The 25,827-nt window shown below is 74.9% G+C and carries 23 protein-coding genes and 1 pseudogene; 12 read left to right on the top strand and 12 right to left on the bottom strand.

Translation table 11 applies throughout. The features are described from left to right. Window positions 1-163 precede the first annotated feature (163 nt). The 7 genes from DT076_RS13050 to DT076_RS13020 form a co-directional block, all read right to left on the bottom strand. The gene (locus tag DT076_RS13050) at window positions 164-1,036 is read right to left on the bottom strand and encodes an alpha/beta fold hydrolase (RefSeq protein ID WP_114127102.1); all 873 of its coding nucleotides are present in this window, start codon (window positions 1,034-1,036) and stop codon (window positions 164-166) included. After that, window positions 1,027-1,803, bottom strand: coding sequence for a phosphotransferase (locus DT076_RS13045; RefSeq protein ID WP_114127101.1), 777 nt, complete (start codon window positions 1,801-1,803; stop codon window positions 1,027-1,029). The genes DT076_RS13050 and DT076_RS13045 overlap by 10 nt, the downstream gene beginning before the upstream one ends. A 3-nt stretch (window positions 1,804-1,806) precedes the next feature. Further along, window positions 1,807-2,292, bottom strand: a complete 486-nt coding sequence (locus DT076_RS13040) for a phage holin family protein (RefSeq protein WP_158548131.1) — start codon at window positions 2,290-2,292, stop codon at window positions 1,807-1,809. Between the two features lie 97 nt (window positions 2,293-2,389). Further along, the gene (gene nhaA, locus DT076_RS13035) at window positions 2,390-3,610 is read right to left on the bottom strand and encodes a Na+/H+ antiporter NhaA (RefSeq protein WP_114127099.1); all 1,221 of its coding nucleotides are present in this window, start codon (window positions 3,608-3,610) and stop codon (window positions 2,390-2,392) included. A gap of 148 nt (window positions 3,611-3,758) precedes the next feature. After that, window positions 3,759-5,720 carry an acetate--CoA ligase gene (gene acs / locus DT076_RS13030; RefSeq protein ID WP_114127098.1) on the bottom strand — a complete coding sequence of 654 codons (1,962 nt, stop codon included), beginning with the start codon at window positions 5,718-5,720 and terminating at the stop codon, window positions 3,759-3,761. A 135-nt stretch (window positions 5,721-5,855) separates the two neighbouring features. Then, entirely contained in the window at window positions 5,856-6,326 is a 471-nt protein-coding gene (locus tag DT076_RS13025; RefSeq protein ID WP_114127097.1) for a hypothetical protein, read from the bottom strand. Window positions 6,327-6,439: 113 nt separating this feature from the next. Then, the gene (locus DT076_RS13020) at window positions 6,440-7,201 is read right to left on the bottom strand and encodes a class I SAM-dependent methyltransferase (RefSeq protein WP_114127096.1); all 762 of its coding nucleotides are present in this window, start codon (window positions 7,199-7,201) and stop codon (window positions 6,440-6,442) included. A 90-nt stretch (window positions 7,202-7,291) separates the two neighbouring features. Between DT076_RS13020 and DT076_RS13015 the strand changes: the two genes are divergently transcribed. Continuing rightward, the gene (locus DT076_RS13015; protein WP_114127095.1) at window positions 7,292-8,014 is read left to right on the top strand and encodes a Fic family protein; all 723 of its coding nucleotides are present in this window, start codon (window positions 7,292-7,294) and stop codon (window positions 8,012-8,014) included. A gap of 7 nt (window positions 8,015-8,021) precedes the next feature. Here DT076_RS13015 and DT076_RS13010 read toward each other — a convergent pair whose 3' ends face one another. From DT076_RS13010 to dgoD, 3 genes are read right to left on the bottom strand one after another with little or no spacing between them, the layout of a single operon-like run. After that, window positions 8,022-8,651 (bottom strand): bifunctional 4-hydroxy-2-oxoglutarate aldolase/2-dehydro-3-deoxy-phosphogluconate aldolase, encoded by a 630-nt coding sequence (locus DT076_RS13010; RefSeq protein WP_114127094.1) that lies wholly within the window; start codon window positions 8,649-8,651, stop codon window positions 8,022-8,024. Beyond that, window positions 8,648-9,661, bottom strand: coding sequence for a sugar kinase (locus tag DT076_RS13005; protein WP_199539161.1), 1,014 nt, complete (start codon window positions 9,659-9,661; stop codon window positions 8,648-8,650). The genes DT076_RS13010 and DT076_RS13005 overlap by 4 nt, the downstream gene beginning before the upstream one ends. Next, the gene (gene dgoD, locus DT076_RS13000; RefSeq protein ID WP_114127093.1) at window positions 9,658-10,806 is read right to left on the bottom strand and encodes a galactonate dehydratase; all 1,149 of its coding nucleotides are present in this window, start codon (window positions 10,804-10,806) and stop codon (window positions 9,658-9,660) included. Before dgoD ends, DT076_RS13005 begins: the two co-directional genes overlap by 4 nt. 427 nt (window positions 10,807-11,233) lie before the next feature. Between dgoD and ssd the strand changes: the two genes are divergently transcribed. From ssd to DT076_RS12965, 8 genes and pseudogenes are all read left to right on the top strand, one after another. Continuing rightward, window positions 11,234-12,316 (top strand): septum site-determining protein Ssd, encoded by a 1,083-nt coding sequence (gene ssd, locus DT076_RS12995; RefSeq protein WP_147264147.1) that lies wholly within the window; start codon window positions 11,234-11,236, stop codon window positions 12,314-12,316. Then, entirely contained in the window at window positions 12,313-13,461 is a 1,149-nt protein-coding gene (locus DT076_RS12990) for a TadA family conjugal transfer-associated ATPase (RefSeq protein ID WP_114127091.1), read from the top strand. Before ssd ends, DT076_RS12990 begins: the two co-directional genes overlap by 4 nt. A 28-nt stretch (window positions 13,462-13,489) precedes the next feature. Beyond that, the gene (locus tag DT076_RS12985) at window positions 13,490-14,296 is read left to right on the top strand and encodes a type II secretion system F family protein (protein ID WP_147264146.1); all 807 of its coding nucleotides are present in this window, start codon (window positions 13,490-13,492) and stop codon (window positions 14,294-14,296) included. After that, window positions 14,293-15,063, top strand: coding sequence for a type II secretion system F family protein (locus tag DT076_RS12980; protein WP_114127089.1), 771 nt, complete (start codon window positions 14,293-14,295; stop codon window positions 15,061-15,063). The genes DT076_RS12985 and DT076_RS12980 overlap by 4 nt, the downstream gene beginning before the upstream one ends. Before the next feature lie 234 nt (window positions 15,064-15,297). After that, window positions 15,298-15,381, top strand: a pseudogene (locus tag DT076_RS20015) (hypothetical protein); the annotation flags it as partial. Window positions 15,382-15,624: 243 nt separating this feature from the next. Further along, the gene (locus tag DT076_RS20010; RefSeq protein WP_233493947.1) at window positions 15,625-15,846 is read left to right on the top strand and encodes a DUF4244 domain-containing protein; all 222 of its coding nucleotides are present in this window, start codon (window positions 15,625-15,627) and stop codon (window positions 15,844-15,846) included. An 81-nt stretch (window positions 15,847-15,927) separates the two neighbouring features. Then, window positions 15,928-16,323, top strand: coding sequence for a DUF4244 domain-containing protein (locus DT076_RS12970; protein ID WP_114127088.1), 396 nt, complete (start codon window positions 15,928-15,930; stop codon window positions 16,321-16,323). Then, window positions 16,320-16,778, top strand: coding sequence for an Rv3654c family TadE-like protein (locus DT076_RS12965; RefSeq protein WP_114127087.1), 459 nt, complete (start codon window positions 16,320-16,322; stop codon window positions 16,776-16,778). Before DT076_RS12970 ends, DT076_RS12965 begins: the two co-directional genes overlap by 4 nt. A 36-nt stretch (window positions 16,779-16,814) precedes the next feature. Here DT076_RS12965 and DT076_RS12960 read toward each other — a convergent pair whose 3' ends face one another. Further along, the gene (locus DT076_RS12960) at window positions 16,815-19,163 is read right to left on the bottom strand and encodes a DEAD/DEAH box helicase (protein ID WP_114127086.1); all 2,349 of its coding nucleotides are present in this window, start codon (window positions 19,161-19,163) and stop codon (window positions 16,815-16,817) included. A 130-nt stretch (window positions 19,164-19,293) separates the two neighbouring features. Between DT076_RS12960 and DT076_RS12955 the strand changes: the two genes are divergently transcribed. The 3 genes from DT076_RS12955 (at window position 19,294) to DT076_RS12945 (ending at window position 24,120) form a co-directional block, all read left to right on the top strand. Next, window positions 19,294-21,609 (top strand): sodium-translocating pyrophosphatase, encoded by a 2,316-nt coding sequence (locus tag DT076_RS12955; protein ID WP_114127085.1) that lies wholly within the window; start codon window positions 19,294-19,296, stop codon window positions 21,607-21,609. A 250-nt stretch (window positions 21,610-21,859) separates the two neighbouring features. Continuing rightward, window positions 21,860-23,311, top strand: coding sequence for a S8 family peptidase (locus DT076_RS12950; protein ID WP_114127084.1), 1,452 nt, complete (start codon window positions 21,860-21,862; stop codon window positions 23,309-23,311). Between the two features lie 95 nt (window positions 23,312-23,406). Then, window positions 23,407-24,120: an alpha/beta fold hydrolase gene (locus DT076_RS12945; protein ID WP_114127083.1), complete on the top strand. Its 714-nt coding sequence runs from the start codon at window positions 23,407-23,409 to the stop codon at window positions 24,118-24,120. A 60-nt stretch (window positions 24,121-24,180) separates the two neighbouring features. Here DT076_RS12945 and DT076_RS12940 read toward each other — a convergent pair whose 3' ends face one another. Beyond that, window positions 24,181-25,554 (bottom strand): dicarboxylate/amino acid:cation symporter, encoded by a 1,374-nt coding sequence (locus DT076_RS12940; protein WP_114127082.1) that lies wholly within the window; start codon window positions 25,552-25,554, stop codon window positions 24,181-24,183. Between the last annotated feature and the right edge of the window lie 273 nt (window positions 25,555-25,827).

Below are 25,827 nucleotides of genomic sequence, written 5' to 3'. Positions count from 1 at the left end.
GCGGCGAGCCCACCCCGCCACAGCGCCCTGAGCCTGTCGACCGGCCGGACCTGACCGATGTCGACGGTCGGCCGCTCAACCGGCCAGGTGAGACAGCACGACCGCGCGGCGGCCGGCCGCTCATCGCACCGACAGACCGGCGAGATCGGTCACCCCGTCGGCGTCAGCGCCGGAGGTCGAGCCCGGACAGCCAGCCGCTGAGCGCCATGGCGAGCGGTTCCGGCGCCTCCTCGGGGAGCCAGTGCCCACCCTCGAGCCGCACCGCCCCGTCCGGCAGGCACGGCAGCAGCCGGTCGTCCGACCCGGCCAGCCGGAGCGTCGGCACGTCGGGGTGGCCGGCGACCGGCCGCGGCGGGGCGTGCCGCAGCGGCGCCACCGCCCGTTGCGGGCCGGGCCAGTCGGTCAGACCGACCCGGCAGGGAGCATCGGTCGGCAGGTGGGGCCACCCGGCCCAGCGGGCCAGCCGGGACGGGCCGAGCCCGACCGCCCCGAACCGGGCGGCCCCGGTCAGCCGGCGGTAGCCCTGCAGCCGGGCGGGGTCCGGCGCGGCGACCAGAGCGAGGGCGGCGACCAGCTCGGGGACGCGGGTGGCGGCCGCCCGGGCGGTGAGCCCGCTCCAGCCGTGGCCGACCAGGACCACCGGCGCGCCGAGGGCGCCGGCCACGGCGAGCACGTCCCGGATGCGGTCGCACGCGCGGTAGCCGTGCGGGGTCTTGTCGGTGGCGCCGGTCCCGCGGGGGTCGAGGGCCGCGACCCGGTGCCCGGCCCCGGCCAGCAGGGGCAGCACCCGGCGCCACGACCACCAGGTGCGGCCGACGTCGGGCAGCACCAGCAGCAGCGGGCCGGGGTTGCGGTGACCGGCGAGCGCGACGTGGAAGCGGGTCCCGCCGGCGTGCAGCAGCCGGTGCTCCCAGGGACCGTCGGGCAGCAGCGGACGCAGCAGCGCGCTGAAGCCGACGCTGCCCGGGGCCACCTCAGCCATCCGGGGCGGGGAGCTCGGTCGTGGCGTCGGGTCGCCGGGCAGGTTCAGAGCCACCGGCGCAGCTCCTCGGCGGCGTCCGCGGTCCAGGCGGCGACCGCGCGGACCTGCGCCGGGACGCCGCGGTCGCGGAGCGCGACCATGGCGGCGTCCCCGTCGTCGGCGGCGGTCTCGATCCCGCGCCAGCAGCGCTCCTGCCACCACAGCATCGTGGGCACCAGCTCGGCGCGGTCGACGTCGCCGAGGCCGTAGCCGTCGGCCACCAGCCGCAGCCGGCGTCCGACCTCGCCCGCGTCGGCCGCCGGGCCCGGGCCGAGGTACTGCCAGCCGATCCGGGCCACGTCCTGCACCCGACGGCCCGGTGCGGCCAGGTCCCAGTCGACCAGCGCGACCGGCAGCCAGCGGCCGTCGACCCTGCGGTGCACGGTGTTGCGCGGGTCGAGGTCGTGGTGGCAGACCGTCTCGGCGTCGCCGGCCAGCTCGGTGCCGGCGGTCAGGTCGTGGCACCGACGCACCAGCCGGCACAGCGCGAGCAGGGCGGCGTCGTCGGGGACGGCCAGCTCGGGACGGTCCACCGAGGTCACCCCGTCCAGGTGGCTGAGCCGCTCCCGGCCCTCGGCGGTCGACCCGAGCAGCCGTGGCGCGCCGGACCAGCCGCAGGCCTCGTAGTGGCGCAGCAGCCGGTGCACGAAGTCCGCCCGGGGCCCCGGGCGCCGGTGCACCTCCGCGCCGACCCGGACCACCGAGGAGACGAACCCGCCCGGCAGCGGGGTGCCGGCCGGCTCAGCGACCGGTCGCCGGGAGCCGGGCGCCGCGTCGGGCACCGCTCAGCGGACGTCGGTCGGCCGGGCCTCGATGGTGGAGGCCTGCTCGCCGTACTCCAGCTTGACCGCGACGTCGGCCCGGCCGCGCTCGATGGCGCTCTGCACGGCGGCCACGGTGGCCTGGCCCTCGGCCTGGGTGTGCTTCATGCCCTGGTTGCTGCGGATGCTGAGGATGCCGCCGAGCGCCAGGCCGCCGGCGACCACGAAGAGGATGGCGCCCATGATGAGGAAGCCGAGCGGCAGCGCCCCGGTCAGCATGGTCGGGTCCTGCGGTTCGGCCGGGGCGTCGGGCTGGAGCAGCAGGAAGAAGGCCAGGGACGCGGAGACGAACCACAGCGAGAGGGCGTTGAGGGCGAAGAAGGCGGCGCCGGCGAGCAGCGCGGCACCGAGCCCGAGGCGCTTGCCCATCTCGGTGGCCTCGAGCTTGCCCAGGGTCAGCAGCGACTTCGCCAGGGCGGTGATGTCCTGCTTGATCTTCTCCGTGTCCACGGTGCTGCCTCTCATCCAGACGACGTGCCGAGCCTAGTGCAGGCCCTACCCGGTTCCCGGCGCGCCTCCCACCCGCGCCGGCAGCGGTTGGAGCGGCTCAGGCCTGCCGCCGGACGGCGCTGCGGTTGCGCAGGGAGAGCACCACCACCGCGATCAGCGCCGCCAGCACGGAGGCGAGCAGCACCGCGGTCTTGGCGTGCTCGATCACCTCCGGTGCGTCGGCGAAGGCCAGCTCGGCCACCAGCAGGGCGACGGTGAACCCGACCCCGGCGACCACGCTGACTCCCACCACATCGCCCCAGCGGATGTCGGGGGCGAGCTCGGCCCGGGTGAAGCGGGCCGTCAGCCAGGCCCCGCCGGAGATGCCGACCACCTTGCCGACCACCAGGCCGAGCATGATGCCGAGCGGGACCGCCTGGGTGAACACCTCGCTGACCGCCTGGACCGAGACCACGACACCGGCCGACATCAGGGCGAAGAACGGCACCACGAAGCCGGCCGAGACCGGCCGCCAGAAGTGCTCCCAGCGGTCGACCGGGTCGTGCGACTCCTCCGGGGAGGTGCGGGTCAGCAGGCCGAGCAGGACGCCGGCGATGGTGGCGTGCACGCCGCTGCTGTACATGCACCACCAGCACAGCACGAACAGCGGGACGTGGAGCCACCACCAGCGGTCCAGCCGCTTGCGCTGGAGCAGGTACCAGACCGCGGCGCAGGCCAGCGCCCCGAGCAGCCAGGCCAGCGCCAGGTCGGTGGTGAAGACGACCGCGATGACGGCGATCGCACCGAGGTCGTCGACGATGGCCAGGGTGAGCAGGAAGGCCCGCAGGCTGGTGGGCAGCCGGCCGCCGACCAGACCCAGGATGGCGAGCGCGAAGGCGATGTCGGTGGCCATCGGGATGGCCCAGCCGCGCAGGTCGCCGTCGGGCAGGCCGACGTTGAGCAGCAGGTAGACCCCGGCGGGCACCACCATCCCGCAGAGCGCGGCGACGATCGGCACCAGCGCGGCGGACGGTTTGCGCAGCGACCCGGCCACGAACTCGCGCTTGAGCTCGAGCCCGGCGACGAAGAAGAAGATGGTCAGCAGCCCGTCGGCGGCCCAGTGCTGGATGTTGAGCGGGCCGAGGTAGATGTGGCGGAAGGCCTCGTAGCTGCCGCCGACGTTGGCCCAGACCACCGCGACCACGGCGGCAGCCAGCATCAGCACGCCACCGACGGTCTCCATCCGCAGGACGTCGGCGATCGCGATCTGGTCCTGGTTGTCGGTGGCGCCGAACAGCACCACGCGGCGGCGGGTGCGGGCGGGCTCGTCCTGGGGCATGGGCGTCTCCTCGAGCGGTCGGGGAAGTACACGCCGACCAGACTTCCCGGCACACCGCGGCCCACCCTAGCGTCCGGTGCCCCAGGGGCCACCTCGTGACCGCGACCCGGTCCACCCCGCCCCGTGGGCGAGGTGGACCGGGTGCGCCTCAGTCCTCCGCGGGAGCCGAGGGGAGCTTGTCCTTGATGAGGTCCATCACCGAGGAGTCGGTCAGCGTGGTGACGTCGCCGAGCTCGCGGTCCTCGGCGATGTCGCGCAGCAGCCGGCGCATGATCTTGCCCGAACGGGTCTTCGGCAGCTCGGGCACCACCATGATCTGCCGCGGCCGGGCGATCTTGCCGATGTCGCGGGCGACGTGCTCGCGCAGCTCGGCCACCACGTCCTCACCCGCCTGCTCGGCGGCCTCGCCCCGCAGGATGACGAAGGCCACGATCGCCTGCCCGGTGGTCTCGTCCTTCGCGCCCACCACGGCGGCCTCGGCCACCTTGGGGTGGGAGACCAGCGAGGACTCGATCTCGGTGGTCGACATCCGGTGCCCGGACACGTTCATCACGTCGTCGACCCGGCCGAGCAGCCACAGGTCGCCGTCGGCGTCCTTCTTGGCCCCGTCGCCGGCGAAGTACAGCCCCTCGAAACGCGACCAGTAGGTGTCGACGAAGCGCTGGTCGTCGCCCCACAGGGTGCGCAGCATGGACGGCCACGGCTTGGTGATGACGAGCAGCCCGGCGTGCCCGTCGGCCACCGGACGGGCCTCGTCGTCGACCACGTCGATGCTCACCCCGGGCACCGGACGCATCGCCGCGCCGGGCTTGCCGGCGGTGACGCCGGGCATCGGGGCGATCATGTGCATGCCGGTCTCGGTCTGCCACCAGGTGTCGACCACCGGCGTGCGGTCCCCGCCGATGTGGGTGCGGTACCAGACGTAGGCCTCGGGGTTGATCGGCTCACCCACCGAGCCGAGGATCCGCAGCGAGGACAGGTCGTACTCCGCGGGGATCTGCTCACCCCACTTCATGAAGGTGCGGATCGCGGTCGGGGCGCAGTAGAGGATCGTCACGCCGTACTTCTGCACGATCTCCCACCAGCGGCCCTTGTGCGGGGTGTCGGGGGTGCCCTCGTACATCACGCTGGTGGCACCGTTGACCAGCGGGCCGTAGACCAGGTAGGAGTGCCCGGTCACCCAGCCGATGTCGGCGGCGGTCCAGAACACGTCGGTCTCGGGCTTGAGGTCGAAGCTGGCCCAGTGCGTCCAGGAGGTGCCGACCAGGTACCCGCCGGTGGTGTGCAGGATGCCCTTCGGCTTGCCGGTGCTGCCGGAGGTGTACATCACGTACAGCGGGTGCTCGGCGGGGAACATCTGCGGGGTGTGCTCGTCGGCCTCGGCCGCCAGCGCCTCGTGCCACCACAGGTCGCGGCCCTCGGTCATCGCCGTCTCCTGGCCGGTGCGGCGCACCACCAGCACCGTCCGGACGTCCGGGCACTTCTCCAGCGCGGTGTCCACCGCCGGCTTGAGGGCCGAGGCCGAGCCACGCCGGTAGCCGCCGTCGGCGGTGATGACCACGCGGACGTCGCAGTCGAGGATGCGGGTGGACAGCGCGTCTGCGGAGAAGCCGCCGAAGACGACGACGTGCACCGCCCCGAGCCGGGCGCAGGCCAGCATCGCCACCACGGCCTCGGGGACCATCGGCAGGTAGATCGCCACCCGGTCGCCAGCCTGCACGCCCAGCGTGGTCAGGGCGTTGGCGGCCCGGCAGACCTCTCGGGTGAGCTCGGCGTAGGTGACGGCGCGGGTGTCACCGGGCTCGCCCTCGAAGTGGAAGGCGACCCGGTCGCCGTGACCGGCCTCGACGTGGCGGTCCAGGCAGTTGTAGGCGGCGTTGAGGGTGCCGTCGGCGAACCACTTGGCGAAGGGCGGGTTGGTCCAGTCCAGCGTCTCGGTGGGCGGGGTGCCCCAGCTGAGCCGCTTGGCCTGCTCGGCCCAGAACGCCTCCGGGTCCTGCGCGGCGACCCGGTAGGTCTCCTCGGTGACGTTGGCCTGCGCCGCCAGCTCCGGCGGCGGCGGGAAACGGCGCTCCTCCGTGCTCAGGTTGGACCACTCGGTCTCGCTCACTGACTGCCTTCCTCTCCGGTCCCGTGGGAACGAGGTCGACGTCGTCGGCGCAGGGCCTGGGGTCGGTGCCTCGTTGCTCAGGGCGAGGCTAGCGGGCCGGTCGGACGGCTGTCAGGAGCGGGCGCGCGGCGGACGTCAGGGCTGCTCGCAGGTGCGGGCGTTGATGGCCGCGACCACCTCCGCGGCCCGTTCCTCGAAGACCGGGTTGACCACGGTGTCGTCGAGGTGGCCGTCCTCGCCCAGCAGCACCACCCGCGAGCCGAAGACGCCCTCGCGGACCTCGGCGCCGCGGATCTCGGCCCACCCGGTGAGCCGGTTGCCGAGGATGTGGCCGATCCGGACGCCGTCGGGTTCGAGGGCGATCTCGATCCGCCGCAGCCGCCAGGCGGCCACGCAGCACGGCACCCCGGCCACGGCGAGGAGGAGGAAGACGATCCGCGCGGCCAGCGGTGAGCTCGTCATCACCGGCTGCACGGTGGCCCAGACCGCCAGCACCAGCATCACCCCGACCAGCACGCTCAGGCCGACGGCGACCCGCAGCCGCACACCGGGCAGCTGCCAGTGCCGGCGCGCCGAACGTTCCTGGTCGGGCATGGTCTGCGTCATCTCGCTCCTGACGGGTCGCGCCTCAGTCTAGGCACGAGGCGGCCACCGCGACCGTCGCGACGGGCGAGCACCGGGGGCGTGTCAGGGTCGTCCCCGCCACGCCGCGGGCGGGCTCAGAGCGAGAGGCTGAGGGCGTCGTCGAGGTCGGGTTCGTCGCACGGCGCCGGACGCGCCCGCCAGCACGAGGACTGGAACGGCAGCAGCAGCGGCTCGGGGTGGCGGGCGAGGGAGTCGAACAGCGCCGACACGTCCTGCAGCAGGGCCACGCTCTCGTCCTCCGGCAGCCGCTGGACCGCCGGACGCCGGGCCACCATCTCCAGCAGCCCGTCGCGGGTGATGGGGATCCAGTTGCGGAAGTCGCGCCGCTCCAGGTCGGTGAAGCACCCGCTCTCACGGATGGCCTCCACCGCGTCCTGGCCGTAGTCGCCGCGCATCGCCTCGGGGTCGACCTGCTGCACCCGGGCGGCGAGCCGCCTGACCCACGGGACGGTGTCGTCGCGGGTGGTGTGCACCACCGACAACCAGCCGTCGGGACGCAGCACGCGTGCGATCTCGGGCAGGGCGAGCCCGGGCGCGAACCGCTGCAGGGTGTCGGCGGCGGTGACCGCGTCGAACCGGCGGGACCGGAACGGCAGGCTCTCGGGCTGGCCGACGACCTGGTGCAGCCGCGGTCCGGTGCCGGGGTCGACGGTCGCGGCCGGCGTGGCGGTGAGGTTGGTGCGGTCGCGGTCGACCACCGTCACCGCGAACCCGGTGCGGGCCAGCTCACGGGCGAACGCGGGCGAGCCGGCGGCCAGGTCGAGGACGTCCCGCCCGGACGGCACCATCCACTCCAGGGCGGCGACCGGGTGCAGGGTGCGCCGAGCCGTTGCCATGGGCGCACTCTAGTGCGGCCGCCGCCGGGTCCCGGCCCGTCGCCGCGCCGGGGGTGGAGGTGCGGCCGGAGGGGCTGCCAGGGTGGGTGTGTGGACGACCCGTTGCTCGACCTGTGGCGGCTGGTAGGGGTGCCCTCGGGGCTGGAGGCCGCCCGGTCCGCGGCCGACGCGGTGCTGCGCGACCGCGGGCTGCGGGCGGTGCCGCCGGCGGAACGGGCCCGGGCGCTGCTGCACGGGGCCGCGGCGAGCGCCGAGCTTGCCGCCGGTGACCCGCTGGCGCCGGGTGAGCCGCGGCGGGACTGGCGGGCCGGTGCGGTCCGGGTGTCGACCCAGCTGGGCGAGCTCGCCCCGCTGGTCCGGGGCGCCCCCGGGCAGGCGCTGACCCGCGTGCACACCCTGCTGGCCCGAGGCGTCCTGCCCGACGCCCAGGTCGGCCGGGTGCGTCCGGAGGTCGCCGACCGCGTGCTGGAGCTGACCCGCCTGCTGGGCCGCCGCAGCGCGGCGCCGTCACTGCTCACCGCGGCGGTGGCGCACGCCGAGGTGGCGACGCTGCTGCCGTTCGCGGCCGGCAACGGCGTGGTCGCGCGGGCGCTGGAGCACCTGGTGCTGGTCGCCGACGGCGTCGACCCGGTCGGGGTGCTGGTGCCCGAGGCCGGGCACCGCGACGCCGCCGTGGACTACCGGCGCGCGCTGGCGGGGTACGCGACCGGTTCGCTCGGCGGCGTGCGGGACTGGCTGCTGCACGTGGCCCGGGCGCTGGCCGCCGGTGCGGAGACCACGGACCGGCTGCGACGCGCGCCCGGCGCCGGCTGAACCGACGTCAGGCCGGGCGGATCAGCTCGGCCAGCCGCGGCAGCTGCTCGGGGTCCTCCAGGGCCGAGCCGACCGCGACCAGGGACGCGCCGGCCTCGAGGTAGCTGCGGGCGTTGCCGGCGTCGATGCCGCCGGTGGCGACCAGCTTCAGGCCGGGGAACGGGCCCTTGACCATGGCGCCGAACCAGGACGTCCCCAGCACCGTGGCGGGGAAGGCCTTGAGCCAGCGGCAGCCGGCGCGCAGTGCGCTCTGGATCTCGCTGGCGGTGGCCACCCCGGGCACGTGGGGTACTGAGTGCTGCTGGCTGGCGGCGACGACGTCGACGTCCAGCCCGGGCGCCACGGTGAAGGTGACCCCGAGCCGGGCCGCCAGCTCGACCTGCTCGACGCTGATCACGGTGCCGGCGCCGACCCCACGGCCCCGCTCGCGACCGGCGGCCAGCGCGGCCTCCAGCGAGGGGACGGCGTCGGGGGTCTGGATCGGCACCTCGACCAGCTGGATGCCGAGGTCCCAGGCGGTGGTGGCCAGCCGGACGGTGTCCTCGGGGCCGAGGTGGCGCAGGATCGCCATCACCGGCTGTCCGGCCAGCAGGGTGTCGAGGGCGTCGGGAGAGGCAGGACGGGTGGGCTCGGTCATGGGTGCTCCGGGAGTCGGGTGAGCAGGGTGCTGTCGATCTGGTCCCAGTCTGCGTCGGCGGCCAGCGCGCGCAGCCGGTCGGCGGGTGGCAGGGGCGGCAGGTCGCCGAGGTGCTGCAGCGTGCAGGCGGCCATCAGGTGCCCCAGCCGGAGCGCGGTGGTCGGGTCGTGGCCGTCGAGCCAGGACGCCAGCCAGCCGGCCGCGAAGGCGTCCCCGGCCCCGATCGCCTCGACCACCTCCACCCGCAGCGCCGGGACGCTGGTGCGCTCGTCGCCGCCGTCGCGCAGGGTGAAGGAGGTGGCGGCGCGGTCGGCGTCCTTGACGACCAGGGAGGCGACCTCGGGCAGCAGGGCGCGGACGGCGTCCTCGTCGGCGGTGCCCCACAGCCGCTCGGCCTCGTCCAGGCCGACCAGCACGACATCGGCCCGCCGAGCCAGCGCCAGCAGGCGCGGGCCGGCGGTGGCGGGGTCCCAGAGGGTGGGGCGGTGGTTGACGTCGAAGCTGATCGGCGGACGCGGACGGCGGAGGGTTAGCAGCCGCTCGAGCAGGGCGTCGCAGCTGGCCGAGAGCGCGGCGGTGATGCCGGAGACGTGTACCAGCCGACGCCGGTCGAGGTGCAGCCGGTCCAGGTCGTCGGGACCGAGGGCGGAGGCGGCCGAGCCGGCGCGGTAGTAGAGGACGCGGCTGCCGGTCGGACGGACGTCCTTGAAGTAGAGCCCGGTGGGACGGCGGGGGTCGGTGACGACGGCGTCGGCGCGGACCCCGCGGCTGCGCAGCAGGGCGCGGATGCGGGTGGCGAACGGGTCGTCGCCGAGCCGGGAGAACCACTCGACGTCCTGGCCGAGGTGGGCCAGCCCGGCGGCGACGTTGGACTCCGCCCCGGCCACGTGCAGCTCGACGTCGGGGGTCTCCTCCAGCGGCAGGCGGTGCGCGGAGGCGCCGAGCACCATCGTCTCGCCGAGGCAGAGGACCGGGGCGATGTCCGCTGCGGACGCGGGGTCGGTGCTCACCACTCGGCGAACGAGCCGTCGGGGTGGCGCCAGACCGGGGAGCGCCAGCCGTGCGGGCTGCGGTCGGCCTCGCGGACGGCGTCCTCGTCGACCTCGATGCCCAGGCCCGGCCCGGTCAGCCGGTGGATCCAGCCGTCGGCGAAGTCGAAGACCGAGCGGTCGACGACGTAGTCGAGCACGTCGGCGCCGGTGTTGTAGTGGATGCCGATGCTCTGCTCCTGGATGAGGTGGTTCGGCGAGGCGAAGCCGACCTGGAGGCTGGCGGCCAGGCTGATCGGCCCGAGCGGGCAGTGCGGGGCCAGCGCGACGTCGAAGGTCTCGGCCAGCGAGGCGATCCGGCGCACCTCGGAGATGCCGCCGGCGTGGGAGAGGTCGGGCTGGACGACGGCCACCCCGGCCTGCAGCACGGGCAGGAAGTCCTGGCGGTTGTACAGCCGCTCACCGGTGGCGATCGGGATCGAGGTCGACTCGACCACACCGCGCAGCAGGTGGCTGTTCTCGGGGGTGACCGGCTCCTCGACGAAGAAGGGCCGCATCGGCTCCAGCGCGGGCAGCAGCCGGCGGGCGTTGGCGGCGGTGAACCGGCCGTGCATGTCGAGGGCGATGTCGCGGTCGTCGCCGAGCACCTCCCGAGCCCGCGCGACCCGCTCCACCACGCCGTCGAGCTCGCGGACGGTGGCGAGCCGGCTCATCCGGCCCGAGGCGTTCATCTTGACCGCGGTGAGCCCGGACTCGATCCGGGCCGAGACCTGCTCGGCCACCTCGGCCGGGTCGTCGCCGCCGACCCAGGCGTAGACCCGGATCCGGTCGCGGACGTGCCCCCCGAGCAGGGTGTGCACGGGCACACCGAGCCGTTTGCCGGCGAGGTCCCACAGGGCCTGGTCGATGCCGGCCACGGCGCTGGAGAGGACGGGGCCACCTCGGTAGAAGGTGCCCTTGGTCATCACCTGCCAGGTGTCCTCGATGCGGGTGGCGTCGGAGCCGACGAGGCCCTCGGCCAGCTGCTCGACGGCGGTGCGGACGGTCTCGGCGCGGCCCTCGACGACGGGCTCGCCCCAGCCGACCAGGCCGTCGGAGGTCTGCACCCGGACGAACAGCCAGCGCGGCGGCACCAAGAAGGTCTCGACCTTCTCGATCGTCGTCATGGGCGCTCCCCGGGGGAGCAGGACGTCGGCGCACCGGTGGGCATGTCCGGGGAGTGTAGTGAGCGCCGCCGACGTTTCCGGGGACGCCCAGGATGCGGTTCGGCAGACGTGGGCGCGGGGCCCGTCGGGATCGAGCCCGGCGAGCCCCGCTGGCTCGACGCGGCACGGTGACCATGCGTGCACCACAACTGTTGGCCCAGGACAAGCCTGCTGCTCAACGACCACTCAAGATGGCTGGATCTCCGCGTGGGTGCCTGCTCGCGTCGAGGTTCTGCTTCTGTTCTACTCCTCGCCGGGCCCGATGTGAAGACCCGGGAGCGCTCCTCCGGGGACCGACGTGTCCACAGGCTGCGCCGGCTGCGACGTGTTGTCCACAGGTCGGCGGCCACACCCGGCAGCGGTGCCTCCGCAGGCCCACCTCGCGGGCATGGCGACAACGACAGCGGTCTCCCCGGGGCCGTCGACCGCACCCGCCGGGCCGGCGGTGGCCCTGGTGACGGGGCAGGAGCGGCTTGCCTCCGGGGTCCTGGCCGCGGCGGCCGCGGCGGGGGTGGAGGTGTGGCGGGTCCGCAGCGCGGAGGAGCTGCGTCCGGCCTGGACCTCGGCCACCCAGGTCTACCTCGGCATCGACGTGGCCGAGTCGGTGCAGGCCGCGGCCCTGGCGCGCCGCGACGGCGTGCACCTGGTGGCGGCTGAGACCGACGGCGACCTGAGCCGGTGGTCGTGCGCCTTCGACGCGTGCGTGGTCACGCTGCCCGACACCGCCGGCGTGCTGATGTCGCGGCTGGTGGGCGCGGTCGGCGGCGGCGCACCGGGGGAGCAGGTGGTCACCGTGACCGGGGCCACGGGCGGCGCGGGGGCGTCCACGCTCGTGGTGGCGCTGGCCGCGGCGGTGGCGGCCGGAGGTGGCTCGGTGCTGGCGGTCGACCTCGACGTCGACGGCGGCGGGCTCGACCTGGCGGCCGGGCTGGAGCGTGCCGTGGGGTGGCGGTGGCCCGACCTGGCCGCCGCGTCGGGCCAGGTGGGCGACCTGCGCGGCCAGCTGCCGGAGGCCGACGGGGTGGGGGTGCTGTCGATGGCCCGTCCGGCGGCCGATCCGCCGCCGCTGCCGGCGGTGGCCTCGGTGCTGGCCTCGGGGCGTCGCTGGTGGGACGTCTGCCTGGTCGACTGCCCGCGCGGCGCCGGCGCCGTGACGGAGGAGGCGCTGACGGCGGCCACCCGGCGCTGGGTGGTGGTGCGGGCCGAGGTGCGCGCGCTGGCGGCCGCCCGGGCGCTGGTGGCGCGGACCAGCCGGCGGACGGGTCCGGTGGAGGTGGTCGGCGTCGCCGCCGCGGGCGCGGGCATCGGGGTGGAGGCCCTGGAGCGGACGGTCGGGGCGCCGGTGCTCGCGGTGCTGCCCGACGACGCCCGGCTGCGGCAGGCGGTCGCCCGGGGTGGTGCGGTGGCGCAGGCCGGTTCGCGCCGGTGGCGCCGCGGTGTGCACGCCCTGGCCGCGGAGCTGGTCCGGTGAGCCTCGGGGCGCCCGACCTCGACCTGCTACGTCCGCGGCTGGCCGAGCTGGGCCGCGAGCCCGCGCCGGCCGACGTCGCCCGCGAGATGCGGGCGCTGGGCTGGGTGGTGACCGACGAGTCGTTGCTGGCGACGCTGGAGTGGCTGCGCCGCGACGCGCTCGGGGCCGGGCCGCTCGATCCGCTGCTGGGCCTGCCCGGCGTCACCGACGTGCTCGTCAACGGTCCGCAGCACGTCTACCTCGACCGGGGGCACGGTCTGGAGCGGGTCGAGCTCCAGTTCGCCGACGACGACGAGGTGCGCCGGCTGGCGGTGCGGCTGGCCGCCCGGGTGGGCCGGCGACTGGACGACGCCGCCCCGTTCGTGGACGCCCGGCTGCCCGACGGCACCCGGGTGCACGCGGTGCTGGGCACCCTCGCCGACCCGGGCACCTGCCTGTCGCTGCGGGTGCCCGCGCGCGGCCGGTTCACCCTGCAGGACTGGGTGCGGGTGGGCTCGCTGCCGCCGGCCGGGGCGGAGCTGCTGCGCGGGCTGGTCGCCTGCCGGGCGGCCTTCCTGGTCTCCGGCGGGACGGGGTCGGGCAAGACCACGCTGCTGGCCGCGCTGCTCTCGCTGGCGCCGCCGCAGGAGCGGCTGCTGGTGGTCGAGGACTCGCGCGAGCTCGACCCGGACCACCCGCACTGCGTGCGGCTCGAGGGCCGTCCGCCGAACGCCGAGGGCGCCGGGCGGGTCACCCTCAGCGACCTGGTGCGGCAGGCCCTGCGGATGCGGCCCGACCGGGTGGTGCTGGGCGAGGTCCGCGGTGCGGAGCTGTGCGATCTGCTGACCGCGCTCAACACCGGACACGAGGGAGGGTGCGGCACCGTGCACGCCAACAGCGCGGCGGACGTCCCGGCCCGGCTGGAGGCGTTGGCCGCGCTCGGGGGCATGTCGCGGGAGGCGTTGCACTCCCAGGCGGCCGCGGCCCTGGACGCCGTGGTGCACATCCGGCGCGAGGGCGGGCGACGACGGGTCGACGGCATCTCGGTGCTGCTGCGCGACGAGGTCACCGACCGGGTGCGCACCGTGCCGGCGGTCACCTTCGGTGACGGCGTGGTGCACAAGGAGGCCGGTGGCGAGGCGCTGGAGAGGTTGCTGGCGCGATGAGCGGCTCCGGACCGCGGAGGGGAGGTTGGTGATGGCGGTGCTGGCGCTGGCGCTGGGGGTGGCGGCGGCCCTGCTGTGGTGCGGCCCGTCGGCGGAGCCGGGCTGGCACCGGCGGCTGGAGCCGGTGCCCGTCGCCGTCGAGCCGGTCGGCGCTCCGGCGCGGCGTCGGCTGGTGCTGGCGGTGCCGGCGGCGGGCATCGTCGTGCTGGGGGCGGTGGGGGTGTCGTGGGGGATCGCGGCGGCGGTGGTCACCGCCTGCCTGCTGGTGCTCGGCGGGACGGCGGCGTGGGTGGTGCACGGGCAGCTGCGGGAGCACCGGGAGCAGCGGCGGGCGGACGAGGTGGCCCGGGCGTGTGCCGTGCTGGCGGGCGAGCTGCGGGTCGGCAAGGTGCCCGGTGACGCGCTGACCACCGCCGCGGAGGACCATCCGCTGCTGGCGTCCGCCGCGGCGGTGCACCGTTCGGGCGGGGACTCCCTGGCCGTGCTGGAGCGCGCCGCCGACCGGCCGGGAGCCGGGGGTCTGCGGCCGGTGGTCGAGGCCTGGCGCCTCTGCCAGCGCACCGGGGCGTCGATGACCGATGCGCTGGACCGGGTGTCGGCGGCGCTGCGGGCCGACCGCGAGGTGCAGCGGGTGGTTCGGGCCGAGCTCGCGGCGGCCCGGGCGACCGGTCGGCTGATGGCCGTGCTGCCGCTGGTCGGGCTGGCGCTCGGCTACGCGATCGGGGGCGACCCGATCAGCTTCCTGCTCTCCTCCTGGGTCGGGCAGCTGTGCCTGCTGGGCGGGGTGCTGCTGGCCTGTGGCGGGGTGCTGTGGAGCGAGAGGCTGGCCTCGTGATCGCCGACGCGGTGGTCCCGGTCGCGCTGGCGGTGCTGGCGGTGCTCGGGCTGGTACGCGGGCAGCCGTCCGTGCTGGGCGCGGCCCGCGCCGGGGTGGAGGACGCCGACGGCCGGCTGGGTCGATGGGTGCGGCGTGCATGGCGCGGGCGGGAGGGGAGCCTGCCGGGACGGCGGCGGCTGCTGCTCGCGCTGCCGGCCGTGCTGGGCGTCGCGGCCGCGCTGGACGTGCCCTGGCAGGTGCGGCTGCTGGCGGGGGTGGCCGCGGGCGCCGTGGTCGCCGTCGGGCTCGGCTGGTTCGTCTCCGCCGACCACCACCGCCAGCAGGTCGAGCTGATGGCGTCCTGGCCGCATACCTGGGAGCTGCTCGCGAGCTGTCTGCGTTCGGGGCTCCCGGTCGGGGAGGCCTGCCGGGCGGTGTGCCGGGTCAGCGAGACGCCCTCAGCGCGGGCGCTCGGCGGGGTGGTGGCGCGCATCGACGTCGGCATGTCAGAGGCCGATGCGCTGCTGGAGCTGCGTGACGACCCGCTGGTCGGGCGGGTCGTCCGCGACCTCGCCCGCGGGCTGCACTCGGGCACCCAGCAGGCCCGGACGGTAGCCGAGCACGCCACCGAGGCCCGGGCCGCCCACCACGCGACCCTGCAGGAGCGGGCCCGGTCGGTGGGGGTGCGCAGTGTGCTCCCGCTGATGGTCTGCTACCTGCCCGCCTTCGTACTGGTCGGGGTGGTCCCCGTGGTCGGCGGCATGGTCGGCACCCTGCTCGGCTGAGGCCGCGGCCCTGCGGCCACGCCGCGATACCGGGTGGCGCCGCGGATCCCGTGGTGCCGAGAGTGACCGGGTGGACCCCGACGAGGCGAACACACCGAGCGGTGGAGTGGGGCCACGGTCTACCCCCGACATGTGGGTCGACCCCGACGACGACCCCCGGGAGACCGAGGGCGTCGCCGACGGCGAGCGCGGCCTGCTGCTGGACTACCCGCGCAGCTACCGGCTCACCTGGAGATGAAGTGCAGCGGCCTCGACGCCGAGCAGCTGGCCCGGCGGTCGGTGCCGCCGTCGACGATGTCGCTGCTCGGGCTGCTGCGCCACCTGGCCGACGACGAGCGCCGCTTCCGCCGCATCATGGCCGGCGAACACGACGCGTCGCGGCATCCCGTCCGGGAGTTGTGCACAGGCACACACCGGCTCCGAGCAGCGTCCACACCCCTGACGCGCGGGCCGTCGAAGCCCCTGCGACCCGCCAACGGTGGGGTCGGCTCCACGAGGGGCCGGCGCCACACGGGGTGGCGCCACCGAGACCAGGCAGCTGGCTGCCGGGAGGGAAAGAACATGTCGGAGAACACGAACACCGTGGTGGAGCCGGACGAGGTCGCCACCGACGGTCATGACGAGCGGGGGATGACCACCGCCGAGTACGCGGTCGGCACCGTGGCCACGGTGGGGCTGGGCGGCGTCCTCATCAGCATCCTGACCAGCGAAGAGCTGCGCAAGCTCATCGTGGACATCTTCATCTGGATCCTCGGTCTCGTCCTCAACCAGAACCCGTTCTGAGCAGGACGAGCGGGCTGGGAGCGCGACCGGGGGCGCTCCCAGCCCGCTCGGCACCGTCGGGGAGCAGCAGAGGAGCAGCAGATGGGCAGCGAGGACGTGCTGGGGCGGCAGGCGCCAGCCGACCAGCAGGCAGCGCGGCGGGGCGAGCGAGGCATGGTGACGGCCGAGCTGGCGATGGGGGTGGTCGCCGCGGCCGTGCTGATGGTCCTGCTGGGCGGCGTGCTGGCGATGGTGGGCATCCAGCTCGCCCACCAGGGTCTGGCCAGCGAGGTGGCCGAGCTGGTGGCCCGCGGCGACACCGCGGCCGCCGACGAGCTGGTCGACCGGGCCGGAGAGGTGGAGGTGTCGGTGCAGGACTCGCCGAACGCCGTGGTGGTGACCGTGCGCCGGCAGGTCGACCCGTGGGGGCGGCTGGCGGAGCCCCTCACGCTGACGGCCGTCGCACGGGCGTCCTGGCAACCGGGTGAGGCGCCGTGACGGCCCGGGGCGGGTGCCCGGGCGACCGGGACCGCCGTCCGGTCCTCCCGCTCCGCGCCGGGGGTCGGGCGTCCTCCGGTGCGCGGCCGCACGACGAGCGCGGCAGCGGGACCGGGTTGACGGTGACGGTGCTGGCGGTGGTGCTCCTGGTCGGCGGCGTCGTGGTCGGGGTGGGCGCCGCGGTGCTGGCCACCGCGGTGACGCGGGACCACGCCGACCTCGCGGCCCTGGCCGGCGCCCGGGCGGTGCGCGGGGGCGGGGACGCCTGCACCGCGGCGGAGCAGACGGCGCGGCAGAACGGGGCCAGGGTGCTCGACTGCGAGGTGGCGGGGGATGAGTGGCAGTTCGTCGTCACGGCCGAGGTGGCCCAGCCGATCGGGCTCGAGGTGGGCGGCCGAGCCCTGGAGCTGCGGGCCGTGGCCCACGCGGGCAGCTCCGAGCTGGCCGGCCGGTGACCTGAGGCCACGTGCCGGCGGGCCGGGCCGGCGAGGTCAGCGACCGAGGACGCCGGCGAGCAGCGCGGTGGCGGCCGGCTTGTCCAGCACCTGGTTCTGGTTGCCGCACTTGGGCGAGACGACGCAGGCCGGGCAGCCGGTCTCGCACCGGCAGAGCCGCAGCCGGTCCCAGGTGGCGGTCAGCCAGCGCTCGACCTCCTCGAAGGCACGCTCGGCGAACCCGGCGCCGCCGGGGTGGCCGTCGTGGACGAAGATCGTGCAGGCGCCGGTGTCGGGGTGCAGCACCGTGGACAGCCCGCCGATGTCCCACCGGTCGCACGGGGCGAAGGCGGGCAGCAGCCCGATCGCGCAGTGCTCGGCGCCGTGGGCCGCCCCGGCCAGCTCCTGCTGGCTCAGGTTCAGCTCGGCGAGCAGCGTCTCGTCCACGGTCAGCCACATCGACTGGGTCTGCAGCACCCGGCGCGGCAGGTCGAGCGGGGTGGAGTCCCAGACGGTGCCGGTGAGGGCGTCGCGGCGGAGGTATCCGGTCACCTGGGAGGTCACCTCGACGTCGCCGAGGAAGACGTCGGCGCGGGGCAGGCGGCTCGAGCGGCGTCGGCCCAGCACCCGCACGTCGCTGACCGACTGGGCCGAGGTGCGGTAGGGCACATCGGCGACCCGCGCGGTGCACTCACCGGCGTCGGGGTCGTAGCGCTCGACCAGCCAGAGCTCCCCGCGGTGCAGGTAGACCGCGCCCTCGTGGACGCTGCGGTCGGCCGTCTGCGGGTCGGCCTGGCCGACCACCCGGCCCGTGCCGGCCTCGAGGACCTCCACCGGACGTCCACCGGCGCTGCGCAGGTCGATCGCGTCCACCGCCCGGTCCGGCCGGGTCCAGAACCAGCCCCGGGCGCGCCGGCGGAGCACCCCCTGCGCGGCCAGCCGGTCGGCGACGGCCACCATCTGCGGGCCGAACCAGCGCACGTCGTCGGCCTGCAGCGGCATCTCCTGGGCCGCGGCGGCCAGGTGCGGGCCGAGCACGTAGGGGTTCTGCGGGTGCAGGACGCAGGCCTCGACCCGTCCGGAGAAGACGAGCTCGGGGTGGTCGAAGTAGTAGAGGTCGAGCGGGTCGTCGCGGGTGAGCATCGTCACCTCGGCCGACCCGCCGCGGCGTCCGGCCCGTCCGGCCTGCTGCCAGAACGCCGCCATGGTGCCGGGGAAGCCGCCGATCACCACCGCGTCCAGGCCGGCGACGTCGATGCCGAGCTCCAGCGCGTTGGTGGCCGCCACCCCACGGACCGAGCCGTCCTGCAGCCGGGCCTCGATGCTGCGCCGCTCGCGGGCGAGGTAGCCGCTGCGGTAGGCCTCGACCAGCGGCAGCCCGTCGGCCGCGGCGGTCTGCAACCCCAGCTCCGACAGCCGGCTCTGCGCCGACAGCGCCACCAGCTCACTGTGCAGCCGGGAGCCGATGAAGGCCAGCGCCTGCTCGCCGCGGCTGACGTGGTCGACCAGCGCCCGGGAGGCCGCCTCCTCGATGCCCTGCTCGGGCTGGCGCAGCCGGATGGTCACCTCGGCCCGGGGCGAGCAGTCCTCGTCGACGACCACCACCTCCGCCGGCTCCACCCCGACCAGTCGGGACACCGACGCGGCCACCTCGGCGCTGGTCGCCGAGGCCAGCACGAACACCGGGTCGGCGCCGTAGGAGTGGCACAGCCGGCGCAGCCGCCGCAGCACCGCGCTGACGTGGGCGCCGAAGACCCCGCGGTAGCGGTGGCACTCGTCCACCACGACGTGGGTGAGGGAGCCGAGCAGCCGCGACCACCGGGCGTGCTGCGGCAGCACCGAGCGGTGCAGCATGTCGGGGTTGGTCAGCACCAGGTGGGCATGCTCGCGGGCGAAGCGCCGCTCGACCTCGGAGCTGTCGCCGTCGAGCGCGCCGACCCGCCAGTCAGGCAGCCGCAGCGCGGTGCAGGAGCGCAGCTGGTCGTGGGCCAGTGCCTTGGTGGGGGAGAGGTAGAGCGCGGTCGGCTCCCGCAGGCCGCGGACGAGGTCGGCCACCGACGCCTGCCGCACGCTGCCCGGACGTCCACCAGCCGGTGCCGGTCGGCTCCCGGTGCGGCGCGCGTCCGCCGGCCCGAGCGCCTCGGCGAGCAGCGGCATCAGGTAGGCCAGCGACTTGCCCGAGGCCGTCCCGGTGGTGAGCGCCGTGTGCCGCCCGGCCCGCACCGACTCCGCCGCCTGCACCTGGTGGCGCCAGGGCCGCTCGATCCCGCAGCCGGCCAGCGCCCGCACCGCCGCCTCGGGCAGCCACTCCGGCCAGTCCGCGCTGACCGGCGACCGGGGCGGACGCACGCAGCGGTGCTCGGAGGCGGTGTCCGTGGTCGGCGGAGCGGGGTCGGTCGTCGTCATCGCAGACAGCGTGGCACGCGGGCCCGACGGATCCGGGCCCGAACCGCCGTCCTGCCGCCCCAGACCAGTGCCTGTGTGGTTATATCTCCCCAGCCCGTTCACCGCCGAACACGCTCGCAGGAGACGCCGTATGCCCATCACCCTCGCCGGGTCCAACCTGACGATCGTCGCGGTCGTCGGGGCCATCGCCCTGATCGCCATCGCGATGTCCCTGGTCTTCCGCCGGGAGGTGCTGCAGGCCGCCGAGGGCACCGACAACATGAAGCGGATCGCGGTGGCCGTGCAGGAGGGCGCGGCGGCGTTCCTGGGTCGCCAGTTCCGCACCCTCGGGATCTTCGCGGTGGTGGCCTTCGTGCTGCTGCTGGCGCTGCCCGCCCACGGCGAGGGCAACGAGTGGCTGCTGCGTGGTGCGCGGTCGGTCGCCTTCGTCGTCGGCGCCGGGTTCTCCGCGCTGATCGGCTACCTCGGCATGTGGCTGGCCGTCCGCGCCAACGTCCGGGTGGCTGCCGCGGCCCGCGACACCGGCCGCGAGCCGGCGATGCGGATCGCCTTCCGCACCGGCGCCAGCGTCGGCATGGCCACGGTCGGCTTCGGCCTGCTCGGGGCTGCCGCGGTGGTGCTGATCTTCCGCGGGGACGCCCCCACCATCCTCGAGGGCTTCGGCTTCGGCGCGGCGATGCTGGCCATGTTCATGCGGGTCGGCGGTGGCATCTTCACCAAGGCCGCCGACGTCGGCGCCGACCTGGTCGGCAAGGTCGAGCAGAACATCCCCGAGGACGACCCCCGCAACGCCGCCACCATCGCCGACAACGTGGGCGACAACGTCGGCGACTGCGCGGGCATGGCCGCCGACCTGTTCGAGTCCTACGCGGTGATGCTGGTCGCCTCGCTCATCCTCGGCCGCGCCGCCTTCGGCGAGGCGGGCCTGGTCTTCCCGCTCATCGTGCCGGCCATCGGCGTCGTCACCGCCATCATCGGCGTCTTCCTCACCCGGCCGCGCACCGGGGAGAACGGTCTGCGCACCATCAACCGCTCCTTCTACGTCAGCGCCGCCATCTCGGCCGTGCTCTGCGCGGTCGCGGCCTTCCTCTACCTCCCCGACAGCTTCGCCGCCCTCGGCACCGAGGCCGAGTTCACCGGTCTGGTCGACGACCCGCGGCTCGTGGCCATCGGCTCGGTGCTGGTCGGCATCGTGCTGGCGATGGTCATCCTCACCCTCACCGGGTACTACACCGGCACCGAGGACCGTCCGGTCCGCGAGGTCGGGCGCACCTCGCTCACCGGCCCCGCCACCGTCATCCTCTCCGGCATCTCGCTCGGCCTGGAGTCGGCGGTCTACACCGCTCTGGTCATCGCGGCCGTCGTGCTCGGCGCCTTCGCCCTCGGCGGCGGCGGCGTGATCGGGCTGTTCGCGATCGCGCTGGCCGGTTGCGGCCTGCTCACCACCGTCGGCGTCATCGTCGCGATGGACACCTTCGGCCCGGTCTCGGACAACGCCCAGGGCATCGCGGAGATGTCGGGCGACGTCGACGGCGAGGCCGCCCAGGTGCTCACCGAGCTGGACGCCGTCGGCAACACCACCAAGGCCATCACCAAGGGCATCGCCATCGCCACCGCGGTGCTGGCCGCCACCGCCCTCTTCGGCTCCTACACCGACGCCGTCGCCAGCGTGCTGGGCGAGGGCTACCAGCGCTTCGTCGACGCCTCGGTGGTCTACGCGCCGGCCACCCTGGTCGGCATCGTGGCCGGTGCGGCCGTGGTGTTCCTCTTCTCCGGGCTGGCGATCAGCGCGGTGGGACGCGCGGCCGGTGCGGTGGTCTACGAGGTGCGCCGCCAGTTCCGTGAGATCCCCGGGATCATGGAGGGCACCGCCCGTCCCGAGTACGGCCGGGTGGTCGACATCGTCACCCGTGACTCGCTGCGCGAGCTGGCCACCCCGGGTCTGCTGGCGGTGTTCGCCCCGGTCGCGGTGGGCTTCGGGCTCGGCGCCCCCGCGCTGGCGGGCTACCTCGCCGGCGCGATCGCCTGCGGCACCCTGATGGCGGTCTTCCTGGCCAACTCCGGCGGCGCCTGGGACAACGCGAAGAAGCTGGTCGAGGACGGCAACCACGGCGGCAAGGGCTCCGACGCCCACGCCGCCACCGTGATCGGCGACACCGTCGGCGACCCGTTCAAGGACACCGCCGGCCCCGCGATCAACCCCCTGATCAAGGTGATGAACCTGGTGGCCGTGCTGATCGCCCCGGCGGTGGTGGGCATGTCCACCCTGGGCGACGACTCCCCGGTGCGCTTCGTCATCGCCGCGGTCGCCCTCGCGGTGGTGGTGGCCGCCGTCGTGGTCAGCACCCGTCGCGGCAACACCATGGAGGCCGGCGCGCAGGAGCCGGACCCGACCGGCGAGCGCGCCAGCGACCCGGCCGAGGCCGACACCGCCCGGAGGCGCTGACCCACCGCCCCGCGGGCACCCCTCCGCTGGTTCGAGGTGATACCGCGCTCCGAGGAGCGCGTTATCACCTCGAACCGCGTCCGGGGAAGGCGGGCGGGGGAGGCGGGGGCGGGCGTGACGGTCGGATGACGGTGGCCGGGCGGTGGTGGCGCCGGCCGGGTGCGGGGCCTAGGTTGATCCCACTCCCCGGGCGGAGACGCCACGACGCCGTGACGCCACCCCCCGCCCGGCCGACCCCCGAGGAGACCCCATGCCACCGACATCTCCGGACGGCCACCGCCGGCTCCGCCGCGTGCCTCCCGCCCTCGCCGCCTGCCTCGGCGTCACCGCGCTGCTCGGCGCCGGGCTCGCCGCCCCGACCGCCACCGCCGCCGACGGCGAGCTGATGAGCTATGTCGTCAACACCCGTCCCAGCGCCATCCAGCTGGAGCGCGCCGAGCGGGCGGTCGAGGCCGCCGACGGCGAGGTGGTCCAGGCCTGGCCGCAGATCGGCGTCCTGGTCGTGCACTCCACCTCCGACAGCTTCGCCAGCGACGTCACCCGCGGCCGCCTCGGCTCGGCGGTCGAGTCGGTCGGCGCCACCCGGACCGCCGCCGTCAAGGAGCGGGCGGCCGCGGCCGCGGAGCGGATGCGCACCCGGCAGGCCGCGCAGACCTTCGAGGAGCGCCAGGGCGTCGTGGTCGAGGCCGCCGCGGCCGACCCGCGCGAGGGCGAGCAGTGGGACATGGCCCAGATCGGGGCCGACGTGGCCTCCGACGGCAGCGCCGACGTCACGGTCGCGGTGCTCGACAGCGGCATCGACGACACCCACCCCGACCTCGCCTCCCAGGTGGACGACGCGAACTCGGTCAGCTGCGTCGACGCCGGTGTCCCCGACACCACCCGTGAGTCCTGGCTGCCGACCACCAGCAGCCACGGCACCCACGTGGCCGGCACCGTGGCCGCCGCCCGCAACGGGATCGGCATCGTCGGTGTCGCGCCGAACAGCCGGCTCACCTCGGTGAAGGTGGTCAACGACGACGGCTTCATCTACCCCGAGTACGCCATCTGCGGCTTCGTCTGGGCCGCCGAGCACGGCGCCGACGTCACCAACAACAGCTACTACATCGACCCGTGGCAGTTCTGGTGCACCGACGACGAGAACCAGGGCGCGGTCGTCGAGGCCGTCCGCCGGGCGGTCGACTACTCCACCCGCGAGGGGGTCGTGCACGCCGCCGCGGCCGGCAACAGCAACGTCGACCTGGCCAACAAGACCACCGACAGCTCCAGCCCGAACGACACCACCCCGGTGCAGCGGGACATCCACAACGGCTGCCTCGACATCCCCGCCGAGCTCGACGGGGTGGTCACGGTGGCCTCCAACGACGTCAACGTGGCCAAGTCCGGCTTCTCCAACTACGGCGAGGGCGTCATCGACGTGACCGCCCCGGGCAGCTCGATCCTGTCCACCGTCCCCGGTGGCTACGGCCGCTCCTCGGGCACCTCGATGGCCTCCCCGCACGCCGCCGGTGTGCTCGCGCTGCTCAAGGCCGAGCACCCCAAGGCCAAGCCGCACCAGCTGATCCGGCTGCTGGAGCGGCAGGCCGACGACGTGCCCTGCCCCGCCGACGACCGCTGCACCGGCAGCACCGCCGACAACGCCTTCTTCGGCGAGGGCCTGGTGGACGCCCTGGAGGCGACCGGCGTCCGCGACGGCCGCTGACGCAGCACCCGCTCCGACGGCCCGGCACCGCGCAGGTGCCGGGCCGCCGTGCGTCCCCATCCGTTTCTGTCGGTGACGGCTGCCAGCATGTGACTATGACCACACAGATCCTGCTCGTCCCCGGCTTCTGGCTCGGCGCCTGGGCCTGGGACGACGTGCTGCCGCTCCTGCGCGACCGCGGGCACGACGTCACGGCGCTCACGCTGCCCGGGCTGGAGGCCGAACCCGTCCGGCCGCCGGGGGAGGTGACGCTGGACGACCACGCCGGGTGCATCGCGGCCGCCCTCGACCGCGACGCCGACCGGCGGGTGCTCGTCCTGCACAGCGGCGCCGCCCTGCCCGGCACCCTGGCGCTGGACCGCCACCCCGACCTGGTCGACCACGTCGTCTGGGTCGACACCGCCCCGGTGCGCGACGGCCACGCGATGAACCCCGACCTCGAGGGCGACACCTTCCCGCTGGAGGCGGCGTGGGAGGAGGAGCTGGCCGGAGGCAGCATGCGCGACCTCACGCCCGAGCAGCTGGAGGAGTTCCGCCGACGCGCGGTGCCGCAGCCGGCCCAGACGGTGCGGGGCGTGGTCCGGCTCGGCGACCCGGCCCGGCTCGCGGTGCCCGGGACGGTGGTGTGCACCGCCTTCAGCAGCGAGGAGTACCGCTCCTACGCCGCCGAGGGTGTGCCCTTCCTCGCCGCCCTCCTCGACCACACCGCGCTCGACTACGTCGACCTGCCGACCGGGCACTGGCCGATGTGGTCGCTCCCGCGGGAGCTGGCCGACGTCATCGACGCCGCCGCCCGCCCGCCGGCCTGAGACGCCGACGGCCCGGCACCCCCGCGCGAGGGGGTGCCGGGCCGTCGTGCAGCCGGGGGATCAGACCGGGATGGTCTGGCGCTCCTGGCTGACGGTGTCGGTCGGGTCGTCGTGCTCGATTGAGCTGACGTTGGCCGAGTTGTACACCTTCTCGTCGAGCAGGCCGTTGCGCTTGCCGACGATCAGCGGCACCAGCGTCTGGCCGGCCACGTTGGTGGCGGTGCGCATCATGTCGAGGATCGGGTCGATCGCGAGCAGCAGACCGACGCCCTCCAGCGGCAGACCCAGGGTCGACAGGGTCAGCGTCAGCATCACCACGGCACCGGTCAGGCCGGCGGTCGCGGCCGAGCCCACCACCGAGACGAAGGCGATCAGCAGGTAGTGCTGGATGCCCAGCTCGATCCCGAACAGCTGGGCCACCGTGATGGCGGCCAGGGCCGGGTAGATCGCGGCGCAGCCGTCCATCTTCGTGGTGGCGCCGAAGGGCACCGCGAAGCTGGCGTAGTTCGGCGAGACGCCCAGGTTGCGGGTGACCACCCGCTGGGTCAGCGGCAGCGTGCCCACCGAGGAGCGGGAGACGAAGGCGAACTGGATCGCCGGCCACGCGCCGGCGAAGAAGCGCCGCACGCTCAGCCCGTGCGCCTTGACCAGCACCGGGTAGAGCACGAACAGCACGATGGCGCAGCCGACGTAGACGTCGATGGTGAACACCGCCAGCGGGCCGATCAGGTCCCAGCCGTAGTTGGCCACGGCCCGGCCGATCAGACCGGCGGTGCCGATCGGGGCCAGCCGGATGACCCACCAGACCAGCTTCTGCACGATCTCCAGCACGCTGCGGTTGAAGTCGAGGAAGGGTTCGGCCTTCTTGCCCACGGCCAGCGACGCCGCACCCAGCGCGATGCCCAGCACGACCAGCTGGAGCACGTTGAACGACAGCGAGACGCCGCCGTCGCCGTCGGCCTCGGCCCCGAGGGCGAGGATGTTGGCGGGGACGATCGAGGTGAGGAAGTCCAGCCAGGTGCCCTGGGTGCTGGAGGCCTCGGCGGCGGACAGGTCGACCGTGGCGCTGGCACCGGGGTTGGTGAGCAGGCCGATGGTGATGCCGATGACGACCGAGATCAGCGAGGTGATCGCGAACCACAGCAGGGTCTGACCGGCCAGCCGGGCCGCGTTCGTGACCTCACGGAGGTTGGCGATCGAGACGATGATCGCGGTCAGCACCAGCGGCACCACGATCACCCGGAGCAGGGAGACGAAGGTGCTGCCGACGGTGGACAGGGTGGTGGTCAGCCAGTCCACCTCCCAGGTGCGGGCGACCAGACCGAGGCCGATGCCCACGGCCAGGCCGAGCAGCACCTGGGCCCAGAACGGGAGGGACGCCCGCTTGGGCGTCGTGTTGTTGCCGACCGAGTGCTCGGTCGCAGATGTGCTCATCGCAGAGCTGCCTTTCGGGTGCGGAGGCACGTCGCGCAGCGGTGGCGACGGCCGGGGTGTGGGAGAGGAAGGGACGCAGGGGTCAGCGACAGCCGGCGCTGATCACCAGGGCGAGGTCGACGTGACGCCGTCGCCTCAGCGGTACCCACACTGTCGTCACGAGCACGGGAACCTAGCGCAGCCCACCCCTATTCCGCCTTCCCCGAGATCGCGTATCTCATCTCGGTCACGTCCGGCGTGTCGCGGCGCGTCGCCCGCCCAGCCACCGGCGGC

The organism is Desertihabitans brevis (genome assembly GCF_003327535.1).
Classification (GTDB): Bacteria; Actinomycetota; Actinomycetes; order Propionibacteriales; family Propionibacteriaceae; genus Desertihabitans; species Desertihabitans brevis.
This window is presented reverse-complemented; position numbering and strand designations above follow the sequence as displayed.

What these genes read in the sequence shown, in the direction of transcription:
- DT076_RS12955 (WP_114127085.1), top strand. Translation starts at nt 19,294, where the DNA reads ATGCCCATCACCCTCGCCGGGTCCAACCTGACGATCGTCGCGGTCGTC.
- DT076_RS13020 (WP_114127096.1), bottom strand. Translation starts at nt 7,201, where the DNA reads ATGGCAACGGCTCGGCGCACCCTGCACCCGGTCGCCGCCCTGGAGTGG.
- DT076_RS12970 (WP_114127088.1), top strand. Translation starts at nt 15,928, where the DNA reads ATGGGCAGCGAGGACGTGCTGGGGCGGCAGGCGCCAGCCGACCAGCAG.
- nhaA (WP_114127099.1), bottom strand. Translation starts at nt 3,610, where the DNA reads ATGCCCCAGGACGAGCCCGCCCGCACCCGCCGCCGCGTGGTGCTGTTC.
- DT076_RS12945 (WP_114127083.1), top strand. Translation starts at nt 23,407, where the DNA reads ATGACCACACAGATCCTGCTCGTCCCCGGCTTCTGGCTCGGCGCCTGG.
- DT076_RS12950 (WP_114127084.1), top strand. Translation starts at nt 21,860, where the DNA reads ATGCCACCGACATCTCCGGACGGCCACCGCCGGCTCCGCCGCGTGCCT.
- DT076_RS20010 (WP_233493947.1), top strand. Translation starts at nt 15,625, where the DNA reads ATGTCGGAGAACACGAACACCGTGGTGGAGCCGGACGAGGTCGCCACC.
- DT076_RS12960 (WP_114127086.1), bottom strand. Translation starts at nt 19,163, where the DNA reads ATGACGACGACCGACCCCGCTCCGCCGACCACGGACACCGCCTCCGAG.
- DT076_RS13025 (WP_114127097.1), bottom strand. Translation starts at nt 6,326, where the DNA reads ATGACGCAGACCATGCCCGACCAGGAACGTTCGGCGCGCCGGCACTGG.
- DT076_RS13010 (WP_114127094.1), bottom strand. Translation starts at nt 8,651, where the DNA reads ATGACCGAGCCCACCCGTCCTGCCTCTCCCGACGCCCTCGACACCCTG.
- ssd (WP_147264147.1), top strand. Translation starts at nt 11,234, where the DNA reads ATGGCGACAACGACAGCGGTCTCCCCGGGGCCGTCGACCGCACCCGCC.
- dgoD (WP_114127093.1), bottom strand. Translation starts at nt 10,806, where the DNA reads ATGACGACGATCGAGAAGGTCGAGACCTTCTTGGTGCCGCCGCGCTGG.
- DT076_RS12940 (WP_114127082.1), bottom strand. Translation starts at nt 25,554, where the DNA reads ATGAGCACATCTGCGACCGAGCACTCGGTCGGCAACAACACGACGCCC.